The sequence below is a fragment of the Agromyces albus genome (genome assembly GCF_030815405.1).
Taxonomy (GTDB): Bacteria; Actinomycetota; Actinomycetes; order Actinomycetales; family Microbacteriaceae; genus Agromyces; species Agromyces albus_A.
In genome coordinates this window covers 776,907-792,571 of sequence record NZ_JAUSWX010000001.1, presented here as the reverse complement: position 1 = coordinate 792,571, position 15,665 = coordinate 776,907, and the positions used below count along the sequence as shown (strand labels likewise).

General features: G+C 70.6%; 13 protein-coding genes. 3 read left to right on the top strand and 10 right to left on the bottom strand.

Going from position 1 to position 15,665, the window contains the following annotated elements:
• Nucleotides 1–282 precede the first annotated feature (282 nt).
• The gene (locus tag QFZ29_RS03655) at nucleotides 283–765 is read left to right on the top strand and encodes a hypothetical protein (RefSeq protein WP_306892890.1); all 483 of its coding nucleotides are present in this window, start codon (nucleotides 283–285) and stop codon (nucleotides 763–765) included.
• A gap of 22 nt (nucleotides 766–787) precedes the next feature.
• On the opposite strand, the gene QFZ29_RS03650 is transcribed toward QFZ29_RS03655, so the two are convergent.
• Together QFZ29_RS03650 and QFZ29_RS03645 are read right to left on the bottom strand one after the other, a co-directional pair.
• The gene (locus QFZ29_RS03650) at nucleotides 788–1,450 is read right to left on the bottom strand and encodes a GNAT family N-acetyltransferase (RefSeq protein ID WP_306892889.1); all 663 of its coding nucleotides are present in this window, start codon (nucleotides 1,448–1,450) and stop codon (nucleotides 788–790) included.
• The gene (locus tag QFZ29_RS03645) at nucleotides 1,447–3,336 is read right to left on the bottom strand and encodes a helicase HerA-like domain-containing protein (RefSeq protein WP_306892888.1); all 1,890 of its coding nucleotides are present in this window, start codon (nucleotides 3,334–3,336) and stop codon (nucleotides 1,447–1,449) included. The genes QFZ29_RS03650 and QFZ29_RS03645 overlap by 4 nt, the downstream gene beginning before the upstream one ends.
• A gap of 189 nt (nucleotides 3,337–3,525) precedes the next feature.
• Here QFZ29_RS03645 and ligD point away from each other — a divergent pair, with 189 nt between their 5' ends.
• Entirely contained in the window at nucleotides 3,526–4,749 is a 1,224-nt protein-coding gene (ligD, locus tag QFZ29_RS03640) for a non-homologous end-joining DNA ligase (protein ID WP_306892887.1), read from the top strand.
• 2 nt (nucleotides 4,750–4,751) lie between these two features.
• The gene (locus QFZ29_RS03635; protein WP_306892886.1) at nucleotides 4,752–5,624 is read left to right on the top strand and encodes an aminoglycoside phosphotransferase family protein; all 873 of its coding nucleotides are present in this window, start codon (nucleotides 4,752–4,754) and stop codon (nucleotides 5,622–5,624) included.
• Nucleotides 5,625–5,731: 107 nt separating this feature from the next.
• On the opposite strand, the gene QFZ29_RS03630 is transcribed toward QFZ29_RS03635, so the two are convergent.
• The 8 genes from QFZ29_RS03630 to aceB form a co-directional block, all read right to left on the bottom strand.
• Complete coding sequence (locus QFZ29_RS03630) at nucleotides 5,732–6,292, bottom strand: DUF559 domain-containing protein (protein WP_306892885.1); 561 nt, start codon at nucleotides 6,290–6,292, stop codon at nucleotides 5,732–5,734.
• 541 nt (nucleotides 6,293–6,833) lie between these two features.
• Entirely contained in the window at nucleotides 6,834–8,162 is a 1,329-nt protein-coding gene (gene menC, locus QFZ29_RS03625) for an o-succinylbenzoate synthase (RefSeq protein ID WP_306892884.1), read from the bottom strand.
• Entirely contained in the window at nucleotides 8,159–9,025 is an 867-nt protein-coding gene (locus tag QFZ29_RS03620) for a hypothetical protein (RefSeq protein ID WP_306892883.1), read from the bottom strand. The genes menC and QFZ29_RS03620 overlap by 4 nt, the downstream gene beginning before the upstream one ends.
• Nucleotides 9,022–10,296: a saccharopine dehydrogenase family protein gene (locus tag QFZ29_RS03615; protein ID WP_306892882.1), complete on the bottom strand. Its 1,275-nt coding sequence runs from the start codon at nucleotides 10,294–10,296 to the stop codon at nucleotides 9,022–9,024. The genes QFZ29_RS03620 and QFZ29_RS03615 overlap by 4 nt, the downstream gene beginning before the upstream one ends.
• 48 nt (nucleotides 10,297–10,344) lie before the next feature.
• On the bottom strand, nucleotides 10,345–11,637 hold the full coding sequence (locus QFZ29_RS03610) for an FAD-binding protein (RefSeq protein ID WP_306892881.1): 1,293 nt from the start codon (nucleotides 11,635–11,637) through the stop codon (nucleotides 10,345–10,347).
• Between the two features lie 99 nt (nucleotides 11,638–11,736).
• Complete coding sequence (locus QFZ29_RS03605; RefSeq protein WP_306892880.1) at nucleotides 11,737–12,636, bottom strand: bifunctional allantoicase/(S)-ureidoglycine aminohydrolase; 900 nt, start codon at nucleotides 12,634–12,636, stop codon at nucleotides 11,737–11,739.
• Nucleotides 12,637–12,676: 40 nt separating this feature from the next.
• Complete coding sequence (locus QFZ29_RS03600) at nucleotides 12,677–13,933, bottom strand: DUF6986 family protein (RefSeq protein WP_373426178.1); 1,257 nt, start codon at nucleotides 13,931–13,933, stop codon at nucleotides 12,677–12,679.
• A 2-nt stretch (nucleotides 13,934–13,935) separates the two neighbouring features.
• Entirely contained in the window at nucleotides 13,936–15,534 is a 1,599-nt protein-coding gene (gene aceB / locus QFZ29_RS03595) for a malate synthase A (protein WP_306892878.1), read from the bottom strand.
• Nucleotides 15,535–15,665: the final 131 nt, after the last annotated feature.

The following is a 15,665-nucleotide window of genomic DNA, read 5'->3' as shown; positions in this document are numbered from 1 at the left end:
AGCATGTTCCCATGCCCGCGGCGGAGCTGTTTCCGGCCCGCTCCTCATTCGCGCGCGGATGTCTCGCCGTTCGCGCACGGACGTGTCCTCCTTAATGCCGAATAGCGCGGTCTTCGGGCGCACTCCATGATGTGAGTGATGTCAGCGGCGCAGGTGGAGATGAGAAGTGGGGACACAGGGGGTGTCTCCACCGGACCGGCGGCAGTAGGGGGCGATGGCCTCAGGGTCTCAACCCTGAGGCCGCGTCGCACTCTCGGTTGGAGCATCGGCCTTCCGGTCGTCATGCTCTTCCTGCCGCTGCTGACCGTGCTGCTCTGGGCCCTCGATCCGCTCGGCGAGTGGCCGATCGTCGCCGCGTCGGCGGTGGTTGTCGCGCTCCTCTTCGTGACGGCCTGGCTCGCGTACCGCCGCACGAATGCGTCGCTCAGCCGGCATGGCATCGTGGAGCGCGGCTTCTTCGGCTTCATCTCAGTGGTCGCTGCTCGGGACATCACCGGGGTGCTCCGTGTGCAGATCTACCGATCGAACAGCCTCGACACGACCGAGCAGCTGTTCGTGGTGTGCCGAGACGGCCATTGTTCCTTCCGCATGCGCGGCCGATTCTGGGACGAGCGCACGATGTCGCGCGTCGCTCCCATCCTCGGTGTGGAGGAGACGAGGCGCGACGAGCCCGTGACGCTTGCCGAACTGCGCCAGACCGACCCCCAGTTGCTCTACTGGTTCGAGCGCCGATCGCTCGCCCGCAGGCCGGTCACGCTCACGTAGCGCGCCGCGATGGCCCGGCGTGTCAGCGCGTCGCGATGCCGAGCAGTGGCGCTTCGGGGCGGCTCGAGGGCAGCTCGTGGAACCCGAGCCGGTCGTAGAACGCTCGAGCGTCCGTGTTCGCGGCATCCAATCCGAGGTGCACGGCCGGAACCTCGCGGCTCGCGAGCGCCGCACGGAACACGTCGATGAGCTTGCGACCGAACCCCTGCCCCTGCAGTTCGGGCAACAGGTCGATGTGGAGGTGCGCCGGGTACTCGTCGAGCTCCGCGATGAGCATGCGATCGGGTTCGACGCCCGCTTGGATGAGCGCTTCCTCGGAGAACTTCGGGTCGTGCCCGGTGGGCGGTCCCGGCGCCGGATGCCGCTTCCGGAACTCCGGCGCCCATTCGCGCCGCCACCACTCGACGAAGGCCGCCGTGTCGGCGACGCCGAGCACATAGCCGAGCACGCGGTGCCCGTCGCTCACGACGAAGGTGAGCTCGGGCGCGTACTCCACATAGGGCAGCGCGAAGACCTCCGGCATGAGCGTGTCGTCGGAGTACACGCCGGTGGCGTCGCCACCGCTTGCCGCTGTGCGCAGGCACACCTCGGCGATGCCGTGCCGGTCGGCGGGCTGGTAGCGGCGGATCAGCGGATGCGGCGCGCCCGCCCCCCTCGTCGGGGCATCCGTTCGCTCCGCGCTCACTTGCGCCGCCGCGTGCCGAAAATGCCCTCGACGACGGTCGTGAGCACGTCGCGGGCCGCCTTGGAGCCGAGCACCTGCTCGAGCGTCGACTTCGATCCGCCCGTCGAGCGCGACGTCGAGCGCGAACTCGACCCCGAGGAACGCGACGTGCCGGAGGTGCGTTTCATGAGCCGGTCGTACTCGGCTTGCGCCGCCCTGCGCTCCTTCTCCTGCTGCTTCTCGATGGCCGCCTGCTGCTTGGCGAAGTCGGCATCGGCCTTCGCCTGCGCGGTCGCGTCATCAGCCGCCTTCGCCGCCGCTGCCGCCTCGTTCATCTTCGCCGTGAGGATCTCGCCGGCACTCTCGCGGTCGAGCGGTGTGCCGTACTTCGGGAGCAGCGGCGAGGCACCGATGAGGGCGTCGATCGCGGCATCCGTCGACGGATTCATGAGCGCTTGCGGGGCGCGCAGCCGGGTCCAGGCGACGGGGCTCGGTGCGCCCTTCTCATTCATGACGGTGACGATCGCCTCCCCGGTGCCGAGGGTCGTGAGCACCTCCTCGAGGTCGTAGCCCGACCTCGGATACGTCGACACCGTCGCTCGCAGCGCCTTCGCGTCATCGGGAGTGAACGCCCGCAGCTGGTGCTGCACACGCGAGCCGAGCTGGGCGAGCACGTCGGCGGGCACGTCTTTCGGCGTCTGCGTGACGAAGAAGATACCGACGCCCTTCGAACGGATGAGTCGTACGGTCTGCACGACCTGCGCGAGGAAGTCCTTCGAGGCGCCGGTGAAGAGCAGGTGCGCCTCGTCGAAGAAGAACACGAGCTTCGGCTGGTCGAGGTCGCCGACCTCGGGCAGGTCGTTGAAGAGGTCGGCGAGCAGCCACATGAGGAACGTCGAGTAGAGCGCCGGCCGATCGGCGACGCCCGGCACCTCGAGCAGGCTCACGATGCCGCGACCGTCGGATGCCACTCGCAGGAACTCGGCCGTATCGATCTCGGGTTCGCCGAAGAAGACGTCGGCTCCCGCCTCGGCGAACGTGACGAGTTCGCGCAGGATGACGCCCACCGTCGCCTTGCTCAAGCCGCCGAGGCCCTCGAGCTCGCCCTTGCCGTCGTCGCTCACGAGGTACTGCAGCACCGCGCGCAGGTCGGCGAGGTCGAGCAGGGCGAGGCCCGCGTTCTCGGCGTAGTGGAAGACGAGACCGAGACTCGACTCCTGCGTGTCGTTGAGTCCGAGCACCTTGCTGAGGAGGAGGGGGCCGAACCCAGCCACCGTGGCCCTGATCGGCACGCCCTTGCCGATGCCGCCGAGCGAGAAGAACTCGACCGGGAAGGATGCTGCGGTCCACGCCTGCCCGATGCCGTCGGTGCGCTGCAGCAATTTCTCGTTGCCTTCGCCGGGCGTCGCCATGCCAGAGAGGTCGCCCTTGATGTCGGCGGCGAACACCGCGACGCCCGCCGCGGAGAGCTGCTCGGCGAGCACCTGGAGCGTGCGCGTCTTGCCCGTGCCGGTGGCGCCCGCGACGAGTCCGTGCCGGTTCGTCATCGCGAGCGGGATGCGCACCGGGACATCTGGAATCGCCTCGCCGTTGACGAGGGCGCCCATCTCGAGGGCGGCGCCCTCGAACGCGTAGCCGCTCTTGATCACCGCGACCTGGTCGGCGTCGAGCGGACCGGCCGGCGCCGGTGGTTGAGTAGCCCGCGAAGCAGGCGTATCGAGACCACCCTCGACAGCGGCATCCGCGGCCTCTGTCACTCGCTGGTGCGACTCGAGCGCAGCGCGGGCGAGCTCCGCGGCCTCCTCGGCCTTCTTGATGGCCTCCTGCGCCTGCACCTGCAGCGCTTCGGCTGCCTCGGCCGCAGCAGCGGCCGCCTCTTGAGCTCGCGTCACTGCGTCATCGGCCATGAGCCGATCCTATGACTGAGCACCGCGCGCCGGATGAGGCAGATTCACGCGACGCTCGGCGCGTCGTCGCCGACCAGGCCCAGCCCGGATCTGGCGCCCGCTCCCGCGCCGGTACCGCGCCGGCCCCCGCGCGCTGCCCGCCCCGGAGAAGGGCTCCCCTTTCCGCGCACCCCGCCTTAGAGTGAAAGCGTGAGCCCGAAGACGAGCGCGGCCCAGGTGCTGGAGATCGGCGGCCGCGAGGTGCGCATCTCGAGCCCCGAGAAGATCGTGTTCCCCGAGCTGGGGCTCACCAAACTCGACCTCGTGAACTACTACCTCACGGTGGCCGACGGGGCGCTTCGTGGAGTTGCCGGCCGGCCGATGGTGCTCAAGCGCTTCGTCAAGGGCATCGACCAGGAGGCGTTCTTCCAGAAGCGGGCGCCCGAGAAGCGGCCCGAGTGGATCGAGACGGCGACCCTCCAGTACGCCTCGGGCAACTCGGCCGAAGAGGTCGTGGTGCGCGACGCCGCGGCGCTCGCGTGGGTCGTGAACCTCGGATGCATCGACCTCAACCCGCACCCGGTGCGCGCTGACGACCTCGATCATCCCGACGAGCTGCGCGTCGACCTCGACCCGATGCCCGGCGTCGAGTGGGCCCAGATCGTCGACGTTGCGCTCATCGCGCGGGAGGTGCTCGCCGACCACGGCCTGATCGGCTGGCCCAAGACCTCGGGGTCGCGCGGCATGCATATCTACGCCCGCATCGAGCCGCGGTGGAGCTACCACGACGTTCGGCTCGCCGCCGAGACGCTGGCCCGCGAGATCGAGAATCGTGCACCCGGTCTCGCGAGCGCGAGATGGTGGAAGGAGGAGCGCGGCGAGAGCGTCTTCGTCGACTTCAACCAGAACGCGAAGGACCGCACCGTCGCGTCGGCCTACTCGGTGCGCGCCCTGCCCGACGCTCGCGTGTCCACTCCGCTCGACTGGGCCGAGGTGCGCGACAGCGATCCCGAGCAGTTCACGGTGCCGACGGTGCTGCGCCGGTTCGAGGAACGCGGTGATGCGGCATCCGGAATCGACGACGCCGCCGGCAGCCTCGACGCGCTGCTCCGACTCGCCGAGGAGCTCGGGCCGGCCGAGAAGGCGCCGACGTCATCCGACGGCTCCGGTCGCAGGAAGTCCACGATGCCGCTCATCGAGATCGCGCGCGCCGAGACGAAGCCCGAGGCGCTCGAAGGACTCGAACGCTGGAAGGCCAAGCACCCCGATGTCGTGCCGCTCCTGCAGCCGGCCGATGTGCTCGTCGACGGCATGAGAGGCTCGAGCTCGCTCTGGTATCGCATCCGGGTGAACCTGCAGCACGTTCCCGAGACGAAACGGCCGAAACAGGAGGAGCTCGAAGTGGACTACGACCCGTGGGCGGGGAAGGCGTGAACATGCTCGACAACGACACCCAGCCCGCGGAGGACGGAACGACGACGGATCTCGCCGTCGCGACCGAATGGCTCGAGCGCTGGCGCCTCAGCCTCGACGGCGCCGTGTTCCAGACCGCGACCTCGACGCTCGCACCCGCCTACACGGCGACCGGGCAGGCCGTGATGCTGAAGATCTCGCACGTCGACGAAGAGCAACGTGGCTCCCACCTCCTCGCCGCATGGTCGGGTCACGGCGCAGCGCGCGTGCTCGAACACGAGGGCGACGCCGTCCTCATGGAGCGGGCGACCGGTCCGCGATCGCTCGCGCACCTGTCGGTGTCGGGGGCGGATGCCGCGGCCACCGAGGTGCTCTGCGAGACCGCAGCCGTGCTGCACGCGGCATCCGCCGACGTGCTCGACTCCCCCGAGCCGCCCGAGCTCGTGCCGCTTCGCACCTGGTTCCGCAACCTCTTCTCACACGCCGACGAGTTCACTGCGTTCCATCGGCGTGGCGCCGACCTCGCCCTGGCACTCCTCGACGACGAGCGCGACGTCGTCGCCCTGCACGGGGACGTGCACCACGCCAACGTGCTCGACTTCGGCGAGCGCGGCTGGCTCGCGATCGATCCGAAGGGATTGCTCGGCGACCGCGCGTTCGACTACTGCAACCTGTTCTGCAACCCATCGCCCGAGCTCGCGCTCGAGCCCGGCCGCCTCGAGGCGCGCTTCGCCCAGGTGACGGATGCCGCCGCATTGCCGCCCGACCGTCTCGCGCGCTGGCTCGTGGCATGGTGTGCGCTGTCGTCGACGTGGTCGACGCTCGACGGGGACGACGCCGTGGCGGAATCCATGATCCGCATCGGCGAGCGCGCCATCCCGCTCGCGCTCGACTGACCGCCCACCCGCACCCACCGCGTGCCGCCGCCCGCCGAAAGTGCGCGTCGTGTCGGAATGATCCACGGATTCCGACATCTTGCGCACTCTCGAAAGCTCCCACCCGGCTACGACCGCCAGCCGCGCGAGCTCAGGGCGTCGCGAAGGAGGCCGAAGACCACGGCGAGGTCGGTGTCCTTGTTGACGCGGATGACCATCCAGCCGTTGGCGGCGAGCTCGTTGAGCCGGTCGACGTCCTTCGCCCATTGCCGTGCGTGCTCCCGGTGATGCTGGCCGTCGTACTCCACGATCACCCTGAACGCACGGAAGACGAGATCGGCGCGAGTCGAACGCCCGGACCTGAGTAGGACGATCCCGTTCGGCTCGGGTTCGGGGAACCCCTCGTCGAGGAGATCGAGGCGAAGCTTCGTCTCGCGCGGTGATTCCGACCTCGGTCGAAGACGCGCCCGTGCCCTCCGGAGACGTCGTGCGCCGCGCCGACCACCGTGCCGCACGATTGCCGCGTCGATCTCGTCTTCGGTGGCGAGCGGTCTGGGAAGACCGAGCAGCCGGTCGCCGGCGACGACGAGGTCGCGTTCGTCCAGCTCGGCCGAGAGTTGGCACCAGGCGTCGGCCGGAGCCACGACGCGGAGACCGAAGCGGCGGCGGAGCTCGGGCTCAGACGCCATGCGATGGCCGACGATCGCCGAAGCTCTGGATGGATGGCCGCCGTCCCACACCACGTCGTGCAGCCGCGGATCCGCCTGGAGACGCCACGGCAACGGGAGTCCCCACAGCTCTGCGGCAGTCGCGTGGCTGAACGCCCCACGCGGACCCCTGCGGAGGGCGTACGCGCGACACGTCGCTACGCGCGAACCCCTGAGCGATTGCGGCAAACGGATGCCCCGAAACGGTGTTGACAGGTCGAGGGCGCGCAATCGCCGAGTCGATACGCCGACGGCGTCGGCCGAGCTGATCGTGAAGGCGGTGCGGTCGAACGGCGAGGGAAGCGGGTTCGGAGGGCGAATGAGCACACTCTGCCGTCGGCGGCATCCGTCGATTCCCCGAATCCGTCACCCTGTGGACGCCATCCGTGGTTCTCCACAGCCCGCCACACGGCAGACCGACGTCGAGAGTGCGCGTCGTGTCGGAATGCGCGGCGGATTCCGACACGACGCGCACTCTCGGCGATGACGGGGGGCAGGGCGAACGCGAATGCGCCGGGCGACGTCAGGGGGTGAGCACGACTGGGGGCATGGTCGCCCACTCGCGCACGAGCTCCTCGCGCACGGTGACGCCCGAGCCCGGGGCATCCGGAACCCGAAGCTGGCCGCGGTGCTCGCCGGAGCCGAGCACGAACGGCTCGGTGATGTCTTCGGCGTAGTAGCGCGACGAAGCCGAGGTGTCGCCGGGGAGCAGGAATCCGGGCAACGCTGCAAGCGCGACGTTGGCGGCCCGCCCGACCCCCGTCTCGAGCATGCCGCCGCACCACACCGGAACGTCGAGGGCGACGCACGCGTCGTGCACGCGCAGCGCCTCGAGGTAGCCGCCCATGCGTCCCGGCTTGATGTTGACGACGGAGGTGGCGCCGCGCTCGATCGCGTCGACCGCCGTGCCGACGCCGAGGATCGACTCGTCGAGGCAGACGGGTGTCTCGCACGCCTCCGCGAGGCGGGCGTTGGTGGCGATGTCCTCTTCGGCGAACGGCTGCTCGATGAGCAGCAGGCCGAACGCGTCGAGGCTCGCGAGCAGCGGGATGTCGTCTGCCGTGTAGGCCGTGTTCGCGTCGACCTGCAGCAGCCCGTCGCGGCCGAGGAGCTCGCGCACCGCGCCGACCGGCACGAGGTCCCAGCCGGGCTTGATCTTCAGCTTGATGCGCCGGTAGCCCTGCTCGACGTAGCCCGAGACCTCGTCGAGCAGCTCGTCGAGCGTGGGTGCGATGCCCACCGAGACGCCGCAGTCGACCCACTCGCGCACGGCGCCGAACGCCTGGCCCATCGATCGGCCCTGGGCTCGGAGCTCGGCATCGAGCACTGCGGCCTCGAGGGCACCCTTGGCCATGCGGTGCCCGGCCACGAACGCCAGCGTGCCGGAGACGGATGCCGCGAGCGGCACGCTCGCGATCGACGCCGCCGCACCGCCCGCCGCGGCGGCGGCCCGCGCGTCGCCGGCAACGTGCTGCTCCCGATCGTCGACCCAGAGGCCCACCGAGTGGGACGGGTCATCGATGAGCACGCCGGCCATGCGCCCGTCGGCCTCGAACTCCGCGGCGTGGCGCCGCAACAGCGCCGGCGCCAAGTAGCGTTCGATGACGGATGCCGCTCCGTCGACGAACTCCCCCGAGTAGAACGGGTCGCGACCGGCGACGCACTCGCCCCAGCCCTCGCCGGCGCCGGTCACGACGTGCACGAGGAGCACCTCGCGCACGGTCTCGCGCCCGAAGGACGTCTCGAACGGCCGCACGAGCGGCACCTCGAGGCGGTGCAACTCGATGCGCTCGATGCGGGCGAGGCGCCCGCTGCGCCCGCCGTCACGCGCAGCATTCGTCGGCTCGGTCATGGTGCCTCCCGATCGGGGTCGTCGCGGGTGAAGACGTAGTCGCCGTTCGCGTCGAGCTCGGCGCGCAGGCCGCGGCCGTCGGCGAGCGCGGCGAACGCCTCGCGCGAGGCATCGCGCAGGCGTGCTGCGACCTCGGGATCCTCGGCCCGAACGCGCTCGTAATCGGCGACGAGCGCGAGTCCGCCCTCGGCTCGCCACTCGGGCACCGGGCGGCGGGCGATCGCCCGAGCGGTGCGGCGGGAGTCGAGCCGCCACAGCACCTCGAACCGGTCGCTGCGGTCGGCGCCGGTGATCGCGTCGCGCAGCTCGCCGTAGAAGTCGGGCAGGAACCGGTCGACCTCCGCGCCGAGTCGCACGAGGTTCAGGTGGGCGTTGCGGCGGATCAGCGGATCGTAGGTCCAGCGCATCTCGGTCACTCCGTGGGCGAGGCACACGGCGCGCTGGCGCAGCTTCAGCGCGACGCCGATGCCGCGCCCGCGCGCGCCGGGGTCGACGGCGTTCATGTGCGAGTGCAGGTGCAGTCCGCCGGTCCAGCCGAGGAAGCCGAGCGTCGCGCCAAGCGGCGTGTCACCCGACGCGGTGGGCTCGGCAGCGGCATCCGGCCACTGGGTTGGCGCATCCGCCCACTCGGTGGCAGGCACGGCGACGAGCACGGTGTTGCCCGCGTGCTCGAGCGCCTGGAGCATCGAGCGGTCGGGTCCGCGCCCCTCGCCCCACGTCGCCTCGAAGCGGGCGAGCACGCCGCCGAGTTCGCTCGGATCGGCCGGACGGGTGTGGATGCCGCCGCGCGCGTCTGCGGCATCCGCCGTCGCCTCGGCCTCGGCGATGAGCGACGCCGGCACCCGCTCGAGCGAGCTGCTCACGCCAGCCGGTCTTCCACGTGCCAGGGCTGGCCGTAGCCGCCGTCGAACTCGGGTCGCGCCATGAGATCGAGGTAGGGCGCCGCGTCGAACGCCTCGGGGCCGAGCACGCCGCGGCCCTGCCAGACGCCGGTGGCGAGCAGCTCGAGCGCGATGACGGGGTTCAGCGCGGTCTGCCACACGACGCACTGCGCCTCGTACTCGCGCATCGTCCACTCGTTGTCGCTCACGTGGTAGAGGTACGCCTCGCGGGCGCCGCCGTCGGTGCCGGTGCCCGTGACCCACAGGCCGGCGCACGTCTTGCCCGTCATCCGCGGCCCGATGGTCGCCGGATCGGGCAGCGATGCCGCCACGACATCGCGCGGTGCGACGTGCACGGGGCCGTCGTCACTCCGCACCCGCACCGGCGTCGTCGAGTCGAGGCCCAGCATGTGGAGGGTGCGCAACACGTTGATGAACTCCGCACCGAGTCCGTACTTGAAGGTGACGCGCTTCGCGTCGATCCAGCGCGGCATGAGGAGCACCTCCTCGTGCTCGACGTTCACGCACTCGACCGGGCCGATGCCCTCGGGGAACTCGAACACCTCGGGCTCCGAGAACGGCGCCGTCGTGAACCAGCCGGCCTCCTCCTCCCAGATGACGGGCGGGTTCAGGCACTCCTCGATCGTCGTCCAGATCGAGAACGACGGCGCGAAGATCTCGTTGCCCTCCTCGTCGGTGACCACGAGGTTCGCGCCGTCGCGCACACCGAGCTCGTCGATCTCGCTGAAGAGGTGGTCGGCAGCGAACCGCGCGAAGACGTCGGAGAGGCCCGGCTCGACGCCCATGCCCACGAGGGCGAGGCGGCCCGCGGCATCCCAATCGGGGCCTTGCGCGAACTGGTCGTCACCGAGCTTCACGCCGGTCTGCGTGTACGGGTCGGACGGATGCGGCTCGGAGAGGCTCATCGCCATGTCGAGGTAGTCGGCTCCCGCCGCGAGCGCGCCCGCGAAGATCGCCTGCACGAACTTCGGCTCGACCGCGTTCATCACGTGGGTCGCGCCGTGTTCACGGGCGACGGATGCCACGATGTCGGGATCGCTCGCATCGATCTGCGTCGTGGCGAAGCGGGCGGCCACCTCGTCGCCGTGCTTCGCCCGGATCCAGTCGACCGTGCGCTGCGCTCGCGACTCGTCGTAGTCGCTCACGACGAGGAGCTCGAAGAACTTTCGACGGGCCGCGATCTTGGCAATGGCGTCTCCGACGCCGCCGGCGCCGACGAGGAGGATCCGCATCCCACGACGCTATCGTGGCGGGCGCGGCACGTCGACGGCGGGATGCCGTCAGGCCCCGAACAGCACCCGCTCGGTGAACGCGTTCCGGAACCGGCCCTTGGGGTCGTACTGCGCTGCGAGCGCGGTGAACGCGTCGAAGCGAGGGTAGAGCGGGGCGAGCGCCGCGGCATCCGCTGCGAAGAGCTTGCCCCAGTGCGGTCGTGCCTCGAACACGGCGAGGGCTGCCTCAAGTCGCGGGAGCAGCGCGACCACCTCGGCCTGCATGGGTCGCCAGGTGAAGTGCAGCCCGACGACGTCGCGACCGAACGCGGGGCTCAACCACAGGGCGTCGGCGGCGACCGTGCGCACCTCGCTCACGAACAGCAGCGGCGCGATCTCGGCGGCGAGCCCCCGCACCGCCCCGATTGCCGCGACGGCATGCTCGCGCGGCACGAGGTACTCCGACTGGAGCTCCTCGCCGTTCGAGGGCGTGAAGCCCATCCTGAAGTGCGCGAGCCGCTCGAGCCACGGGCCCGCGGCGCCGCCCTGTTCGGTGCAGTACTCCGCCGACACCCCGGGCAGCGGATGCCGCGGACCCGTCGCCGGGCGCGCACCGACGACGTCCGCGAGCGCCGGGCGGTCGCGGTCGGGCCGCCGCTTGACCCACAGCTGGTCGATGACCTCGGGATCCCGCCAGGTGGTGAACAGGCTCACCGAATAGCCGAGCCCGGTCACGGCGTCGAGGTCGGCGAGCACGGCGTCGACCGGAAGACGCTCGTACACGGTCTGCTCGACCTGGAAGCTCGGCTCGATGTCGAGCGTCACCTGCGTGACGACGCCGAACGCGCCGAGCCCCACCACGACCGCGTCGAATTCCGCATCGCCGCGGCGGAGCGTCACAAGATCGCCCGCCGCGGTCAGCAGCTCGACTGCGGCGACGGATGCCGCGAGCGAGCCGTTGCGATCGCCGGAGCCGTGCGTTCCCGTGCTCACGGCGCCCGCCACCGAGATATGCGGCAGGGAGGCGAGGTTGCCGACCGCCCAGCCGGACTCCTCGAGCCGGACGGCGAGGTCTCCGTAGCGCATGCCCCCGCTCACACGCACGAGGCGTCGCTCGGCGTCGATCTCGATGTCGGCAGGCAGCGCCGCAGTCGACACGAGCAGGCCGTCGGTGTCGGCGATGTCGTTGAACGAGTGCCTGGTGCCGAGCGGACGCACGCGTTCGCCGGCGAGTTCGGCGTCGGCGAGCAGGCGTCGCAGTTCGTCGAGGTCGCGCGGGGCGGCGACGCCGCGGGCGGCGTAGCGGAGGTTGCCGGCCCAGTTGCTGGCGCTTGGCTGGATCGTCGTGGGGGCGGGGGTCATGGGGTCAAGCCTGCCGTACGTGTCCATCGCGGGCTCGGTTGACGCGCGGATTCCTCGCGACGACACGCACCTGGGCGTCATCGAGGGGCGCGGCATCCGTCATCGCAGCCCGCTCGAGACGTCACCCCCCGAGAACAGTCCGCTCGAGAGCTGGCCGCTCGGGAACTGTCCGCGGGGAAGCGGCTCGGTCAGCCGCACCTGGCGATTCACGTCCTTGTAGAGGAGATAGCGGAACGGGCCCGGCCCGCCCGCATAACAGGCCTGCGGGCAGAAGGCCCTCAGCCACATGAAGTCGCCTGCCTCGACCTCGACCCAGTCGTCGTTCAGCCGGTACACGCCCTTGCCTTCGAGCACGAAGAGCCCGTGCTCCATCACGTGCGTCTCGGCGAACGGGAGTGAGCCGCCCGGCTGGAACGTCACGATGTTCACGTGCATGTCGTGCGCGAGATCGTCGGGATCCACGAACCGGGTCGTCGCCCATGCGCCGTTCGTGCCGGGCATCTCCTGGGGCGCGACCTCCGCATCGCTGGTGACGAACGAGATGGCCGTATGACCCTCGAGTGGTTCATACGCCTTGCGGATCCAGTGGAAGCTCGTGAGCGCCGCAGCCTCGTTCGCGATCGACCAGCGCTCCCCCGCCGCGAGATACGCGTAGCCGCCCGCCTCGAGCACGTGCCGCTCGCTCTCTCGCTCGAGCGTGAGGGTGAGCTCGCCCGACGTCACGAACAAGACGCCCTCGACCCCCGGCTCCTGCTCGGGATGCTCCGCTCCGCCGCCGGGCGCGATCTCGACGATGAGCTGCGAGAACGTCGTCGCGAACCCGGCGATGGGCCGGGCGATGATCCACGCGCGGGTGTTCGTGAAGCCCGGCAGGTTGCTCGTGACGATGTCGCGCAGCACGCCCTTCGGGATCACCGTGTAGGCCGCCGTCACGATCGCACGATCCGTGAGGAGCTCGGTCTGCGCGGGCAGTCCGCCCAGCGGGGTGAAGTAGCTCATGGGCCCTCCTGATCGGTGATGGCCGCGGTGCGGCATCCGTTCACGGTTCCGACCTCCTCGGATGCGCGAGCGCAGCGAGCTCCGACTCGTCGATGCCCGTGTCGTCGGCGACCTCGGCGGCCGAGATCGCGCCGCACTGCACGCCGCGCAGCACGAACGCGGCGAGGGCACGCACCGTGGCGGGTTCGTCCAGCACCGCGCTTGCGATGCGCGCGCGGTGATCGCGAAGGCGAGCGGATGCCTCGGGGTAGCCCTCGCGATAGAACGCGTACGTCGCGATGAACCGAGTGGGGAGCTGATGCGCGTGCAGATCCCAGCCTTGGGGGAACCCGCGCTCGAGCGACCGGCGCACGAGCCGAGCGTGCTGCCGCCATGCCTCCCCTGCGCGATCGCCGATCGGCAGGAGGTTCGTCGATCCGTCGGAGAGGCGAATGGAGGTGCCCGCGACCGCGAGCTGCATGAGCTCCTTCGCGACATCCGCAGCGGGGTGCTCCATCGACTGGTACGGCGCTGCGATCTGCAGGGACGCACTGTAGTCGTAGGTGCCGTAGTGCAGCGCGCTGATGCGGCCGGGCACCGCGAGGGGCAGGCGTGCCACGGGCGAACGGCCGTCGGCGCCGAGGATGAGCTGCGGCGTCTCGACCTGCACCTCGAACGTGAGCCGGCCGTCGGGCAGGCCGAGGGCGCGTTCGAGCGCGGCCGCGACATCCGCCATCGCCTCGACCTGCGCGACCGTCGACACCTTGGGCAGCGTGAGCGCGAGGCCGTCGGGCAGCGCGCCGTGCGCGACGAGCTCGGTCACGAACAGGTCGAGGGTGCGGATGCCGCGAGCTCGCGTCGCCGCCTCGAACGACTTGAAGCGGATGCCGATGAACGGCGGGGCGAAGCCCGCGCCCGCCGCGGCGACGATCCGCTTGGCGGCGCGCACCGCGTCGGCGTCTTCGACCTCGTCGTTGCGCACGCCGTAGCCGTCTTCGAAGTCGATCCGAAGGTCTTCGATCGGCTCGCGTTCGAGCTTCTCGAGCACGCGTGGTGCGACGGCGGCCGTGACGGCGGCGTCGATGCCGACCAGGCCCGCGAGCGCCTCGATCCCTCCCGCCGAATCGGCGGCGGCGAGCGCGGCGCGTCCCCAGATGAAGGGAAGCTCCGGCGTGTACCGGTCGGCGGCCACGTACACGGTGTGCACGGGCTGTCGCGAGCCGTCGTCGCCGGGATACGCGGTGGCGAGCAGCTCGTCGGTCGCGGCGAGGCGGGCGTCGATCGCAGCGAGGTCGGTTCGGGTCAGTGCGGTGCGCATCCTCATTCCAGCAGTTCGTAGGCGGGCAGGGTGAGGAAGTCGACGTAGTCGTCGGAGAGGCAGAGCTCGGCGATCAATCGCGAGGCGGGCTCGTAGTAGGCGGCGAACCGCTCGGGCGTCACGTCGGTTCGGAGGGCCTCCACCTCTTCGGCCAGCACCTGGCGCACGAGTTCGGGCGTCATCGTGCGGCCCGTGTCGGCGAGCACGACCCGGTGCTGCAGCTGCTGCCACACCTGGGAGCGGGAGATCTCGGCCGTGGCGGCATCCTCCATGAGGTTGTGCAGGGCGACCGCACCATTGCCCGAGAGCCACACGGCGGTGTAGGCCACGCCGACGGAGAGATTGGTGCGAAGCCCCGCCTCGGTGACCTCGCCGCCTGCCGAGGCGACGTCGAGCAGTTCGCGGGCGGTGACCTCGACCTCGGGTCGCTGGCGATCGAACTGGTTGGGGCGGTCGCCGAGCACGCCGTCGAACACCTCGCGGCATACCGGCACGAGGTCGGGGTGCGCCACCCATGATCCGTCGAACCCGTCACTCGCCTCACGGGCCTTGTCGGCACGGACCTTCTCGAACGCGGCCGCCGTCACCTCGGGGTCGGCGCGGTTCGGCACGAACGCCGCCATGCCGCCCATCGCGGCGGCACCGCGCCGATGGCAGGTCTTCACGAGCAGTTCGGTGTAGGCCCGCATGAATGGTGCCGTCATCGAGACCGAGGCGCGGTCGGGCACGATGAACTCGGGCCCGGCGTCGCGGAACAGCTTGATCATGCTGAACAGGTAGTCCCAGCGGCCGGCGTTGAGGCCCGACGCGTGGTCTCGAAGCTCGAAGAGGATCTCGTCCATCTCGAACGCGGCGGGAACGGTCTCGATGAGCACGGTGGCACGGATGCTGCCGGCCGGGAGGCCGAGCTGCCCCTCGGTGAAGGCGAACACGTCGTTCCAGAGCCGCGCCTCGAGGTGACTCTCGAGCTTCGGCAGGTAGTAGAACGGGCCGTGGCCGTTGTCGATGAGCCGGGCCGCGGTGTGGAAGACGTGCAGCCCGAAGTCGACGAGCGACCCTGATCCTCGTTCGCCGTCGACGAGCACGTGCCGTTCGGGGAGGTGCCAGCCGCGCGGCCTGGTGACGACGGTCGGGCGGCGGATGTCGTCGCGAAGCGCGTAGTCCTTGCCCTCGGGCGAGGTGAACGCGAGCGTGCCCAGTGCCGCATCGCGGAGGTTCCGGATGCTTCCCACGACGTTCGCCCACGTCGGACTCGACGCGTCCTCGAGGTCGGCGAGCCACACGCGGGCGCCGGAGTTCAGGGCGTTGATCGCCATCTTCGCGGGAGACGCAGGCCCCGTGATCTCCACCCGCCGGTCGAGCAGCGCCTCGGGTGCGGGCGGCACGCGCCAGTCGCCCTCACGGACCTCCCGCGTCTCGGGGAGGAAGTCCAGGCGCTCGCCCCCGGCGATCCGCTCGCGCCGGCCGCCGCGGGCGGCGAGCAGCTCACGGCGTCGCGGATCGAAGCGGCGATGCAGTTCCTCGACGAAGGCCAGCGAGTCTCTCGTGAGGATCTCCTCGCCGCCCTCGACGTCGGTGGCATTCGCGATCTCGATCGTCATGCGGCAGCCGCTCCCTCCCGGGTGATGGTCCACACGCTGAGTTCCTCTCATCTTGGCGCAGAAGCGCTCGCAGCGTAACCGGAACATGCGGAACGTCGCGGCGCAGTCTCCCGAGACAAGGAGTTCGACGA

Bases quoted from the DNA above. Each gene is read 5' to 3' on its own strand.
- QFZ29_RS03655 (WP_306892890.1), top strand. From the start codon at position 283: ATGCTCTTCCTGCCGCTGCTGACCGTGCTGCTCTGGGCCCTCGATCCG.
- QFZ29_RS03645 (WP_306892888.1), bottom strand. From the start codon at position 3,336: ATGGCCGATGACGCAGTGACGCGAGCTCAAGAGGCGGCCGCTGCTGCG.
- QFZ29_RS03635 (WP_306892886.1), top strand. From the start codon at position 4,752: ATGCTCGACAACGACACCCAGCCCGCGGAGGACGGAACGACGACGGAT.
- QFZ29_RS03630 (WP_306892885.1), bottom strand. From the start codon at position 6,292: ATGGCGTCTGAGCCCGAGCTCCGCCGCCGCTTCGGTCTCCGCGTCGTG.
- menC (WP_306892884.1), bottom strand. From the start codon at position 8,162: ATGACCGAGCCGACGAATGCTGCGCGTGACGGCGGGCGCAGCGGGCGC.
- QFZ29_RS03615 (WP_306892882.1), bottom strand. From the start codon at position 10,296: ATGCGGATCCTCCTCGTCGGCGCCGGCGGCGTCGGAGACGCCATTGCC.
- QFZ29_RS03610 (WP_306892881.1), bottom strand. From the start codon at position 11,637: ATGACCCCCGCCCCCACGACGATCCAGCCAAGCGCCAGCAACTGGGCC.
- QFZ29_RS03605 (WP_306892880.1), bottom strand. From the start codon at position 12,636: ATGAGCTACTTCACCCCGCTGGGCGGACTGCCCGCGCAGACCGAGCTC.
- QFZ29_RS03600 (WP_373426178.1), bottom strand. From the start codon at position 13,933: ATGCGCACCGCACTGACCCGAACCGACCTCGCTGCGATCGACGCCCGC.
- aceB (WP_306892878.1), bottom strand. From the start codon at position 15,534: ATGACGATCGAGATCGCGAATGCCACCGACGTCGAGGGCGGCGAGGAG.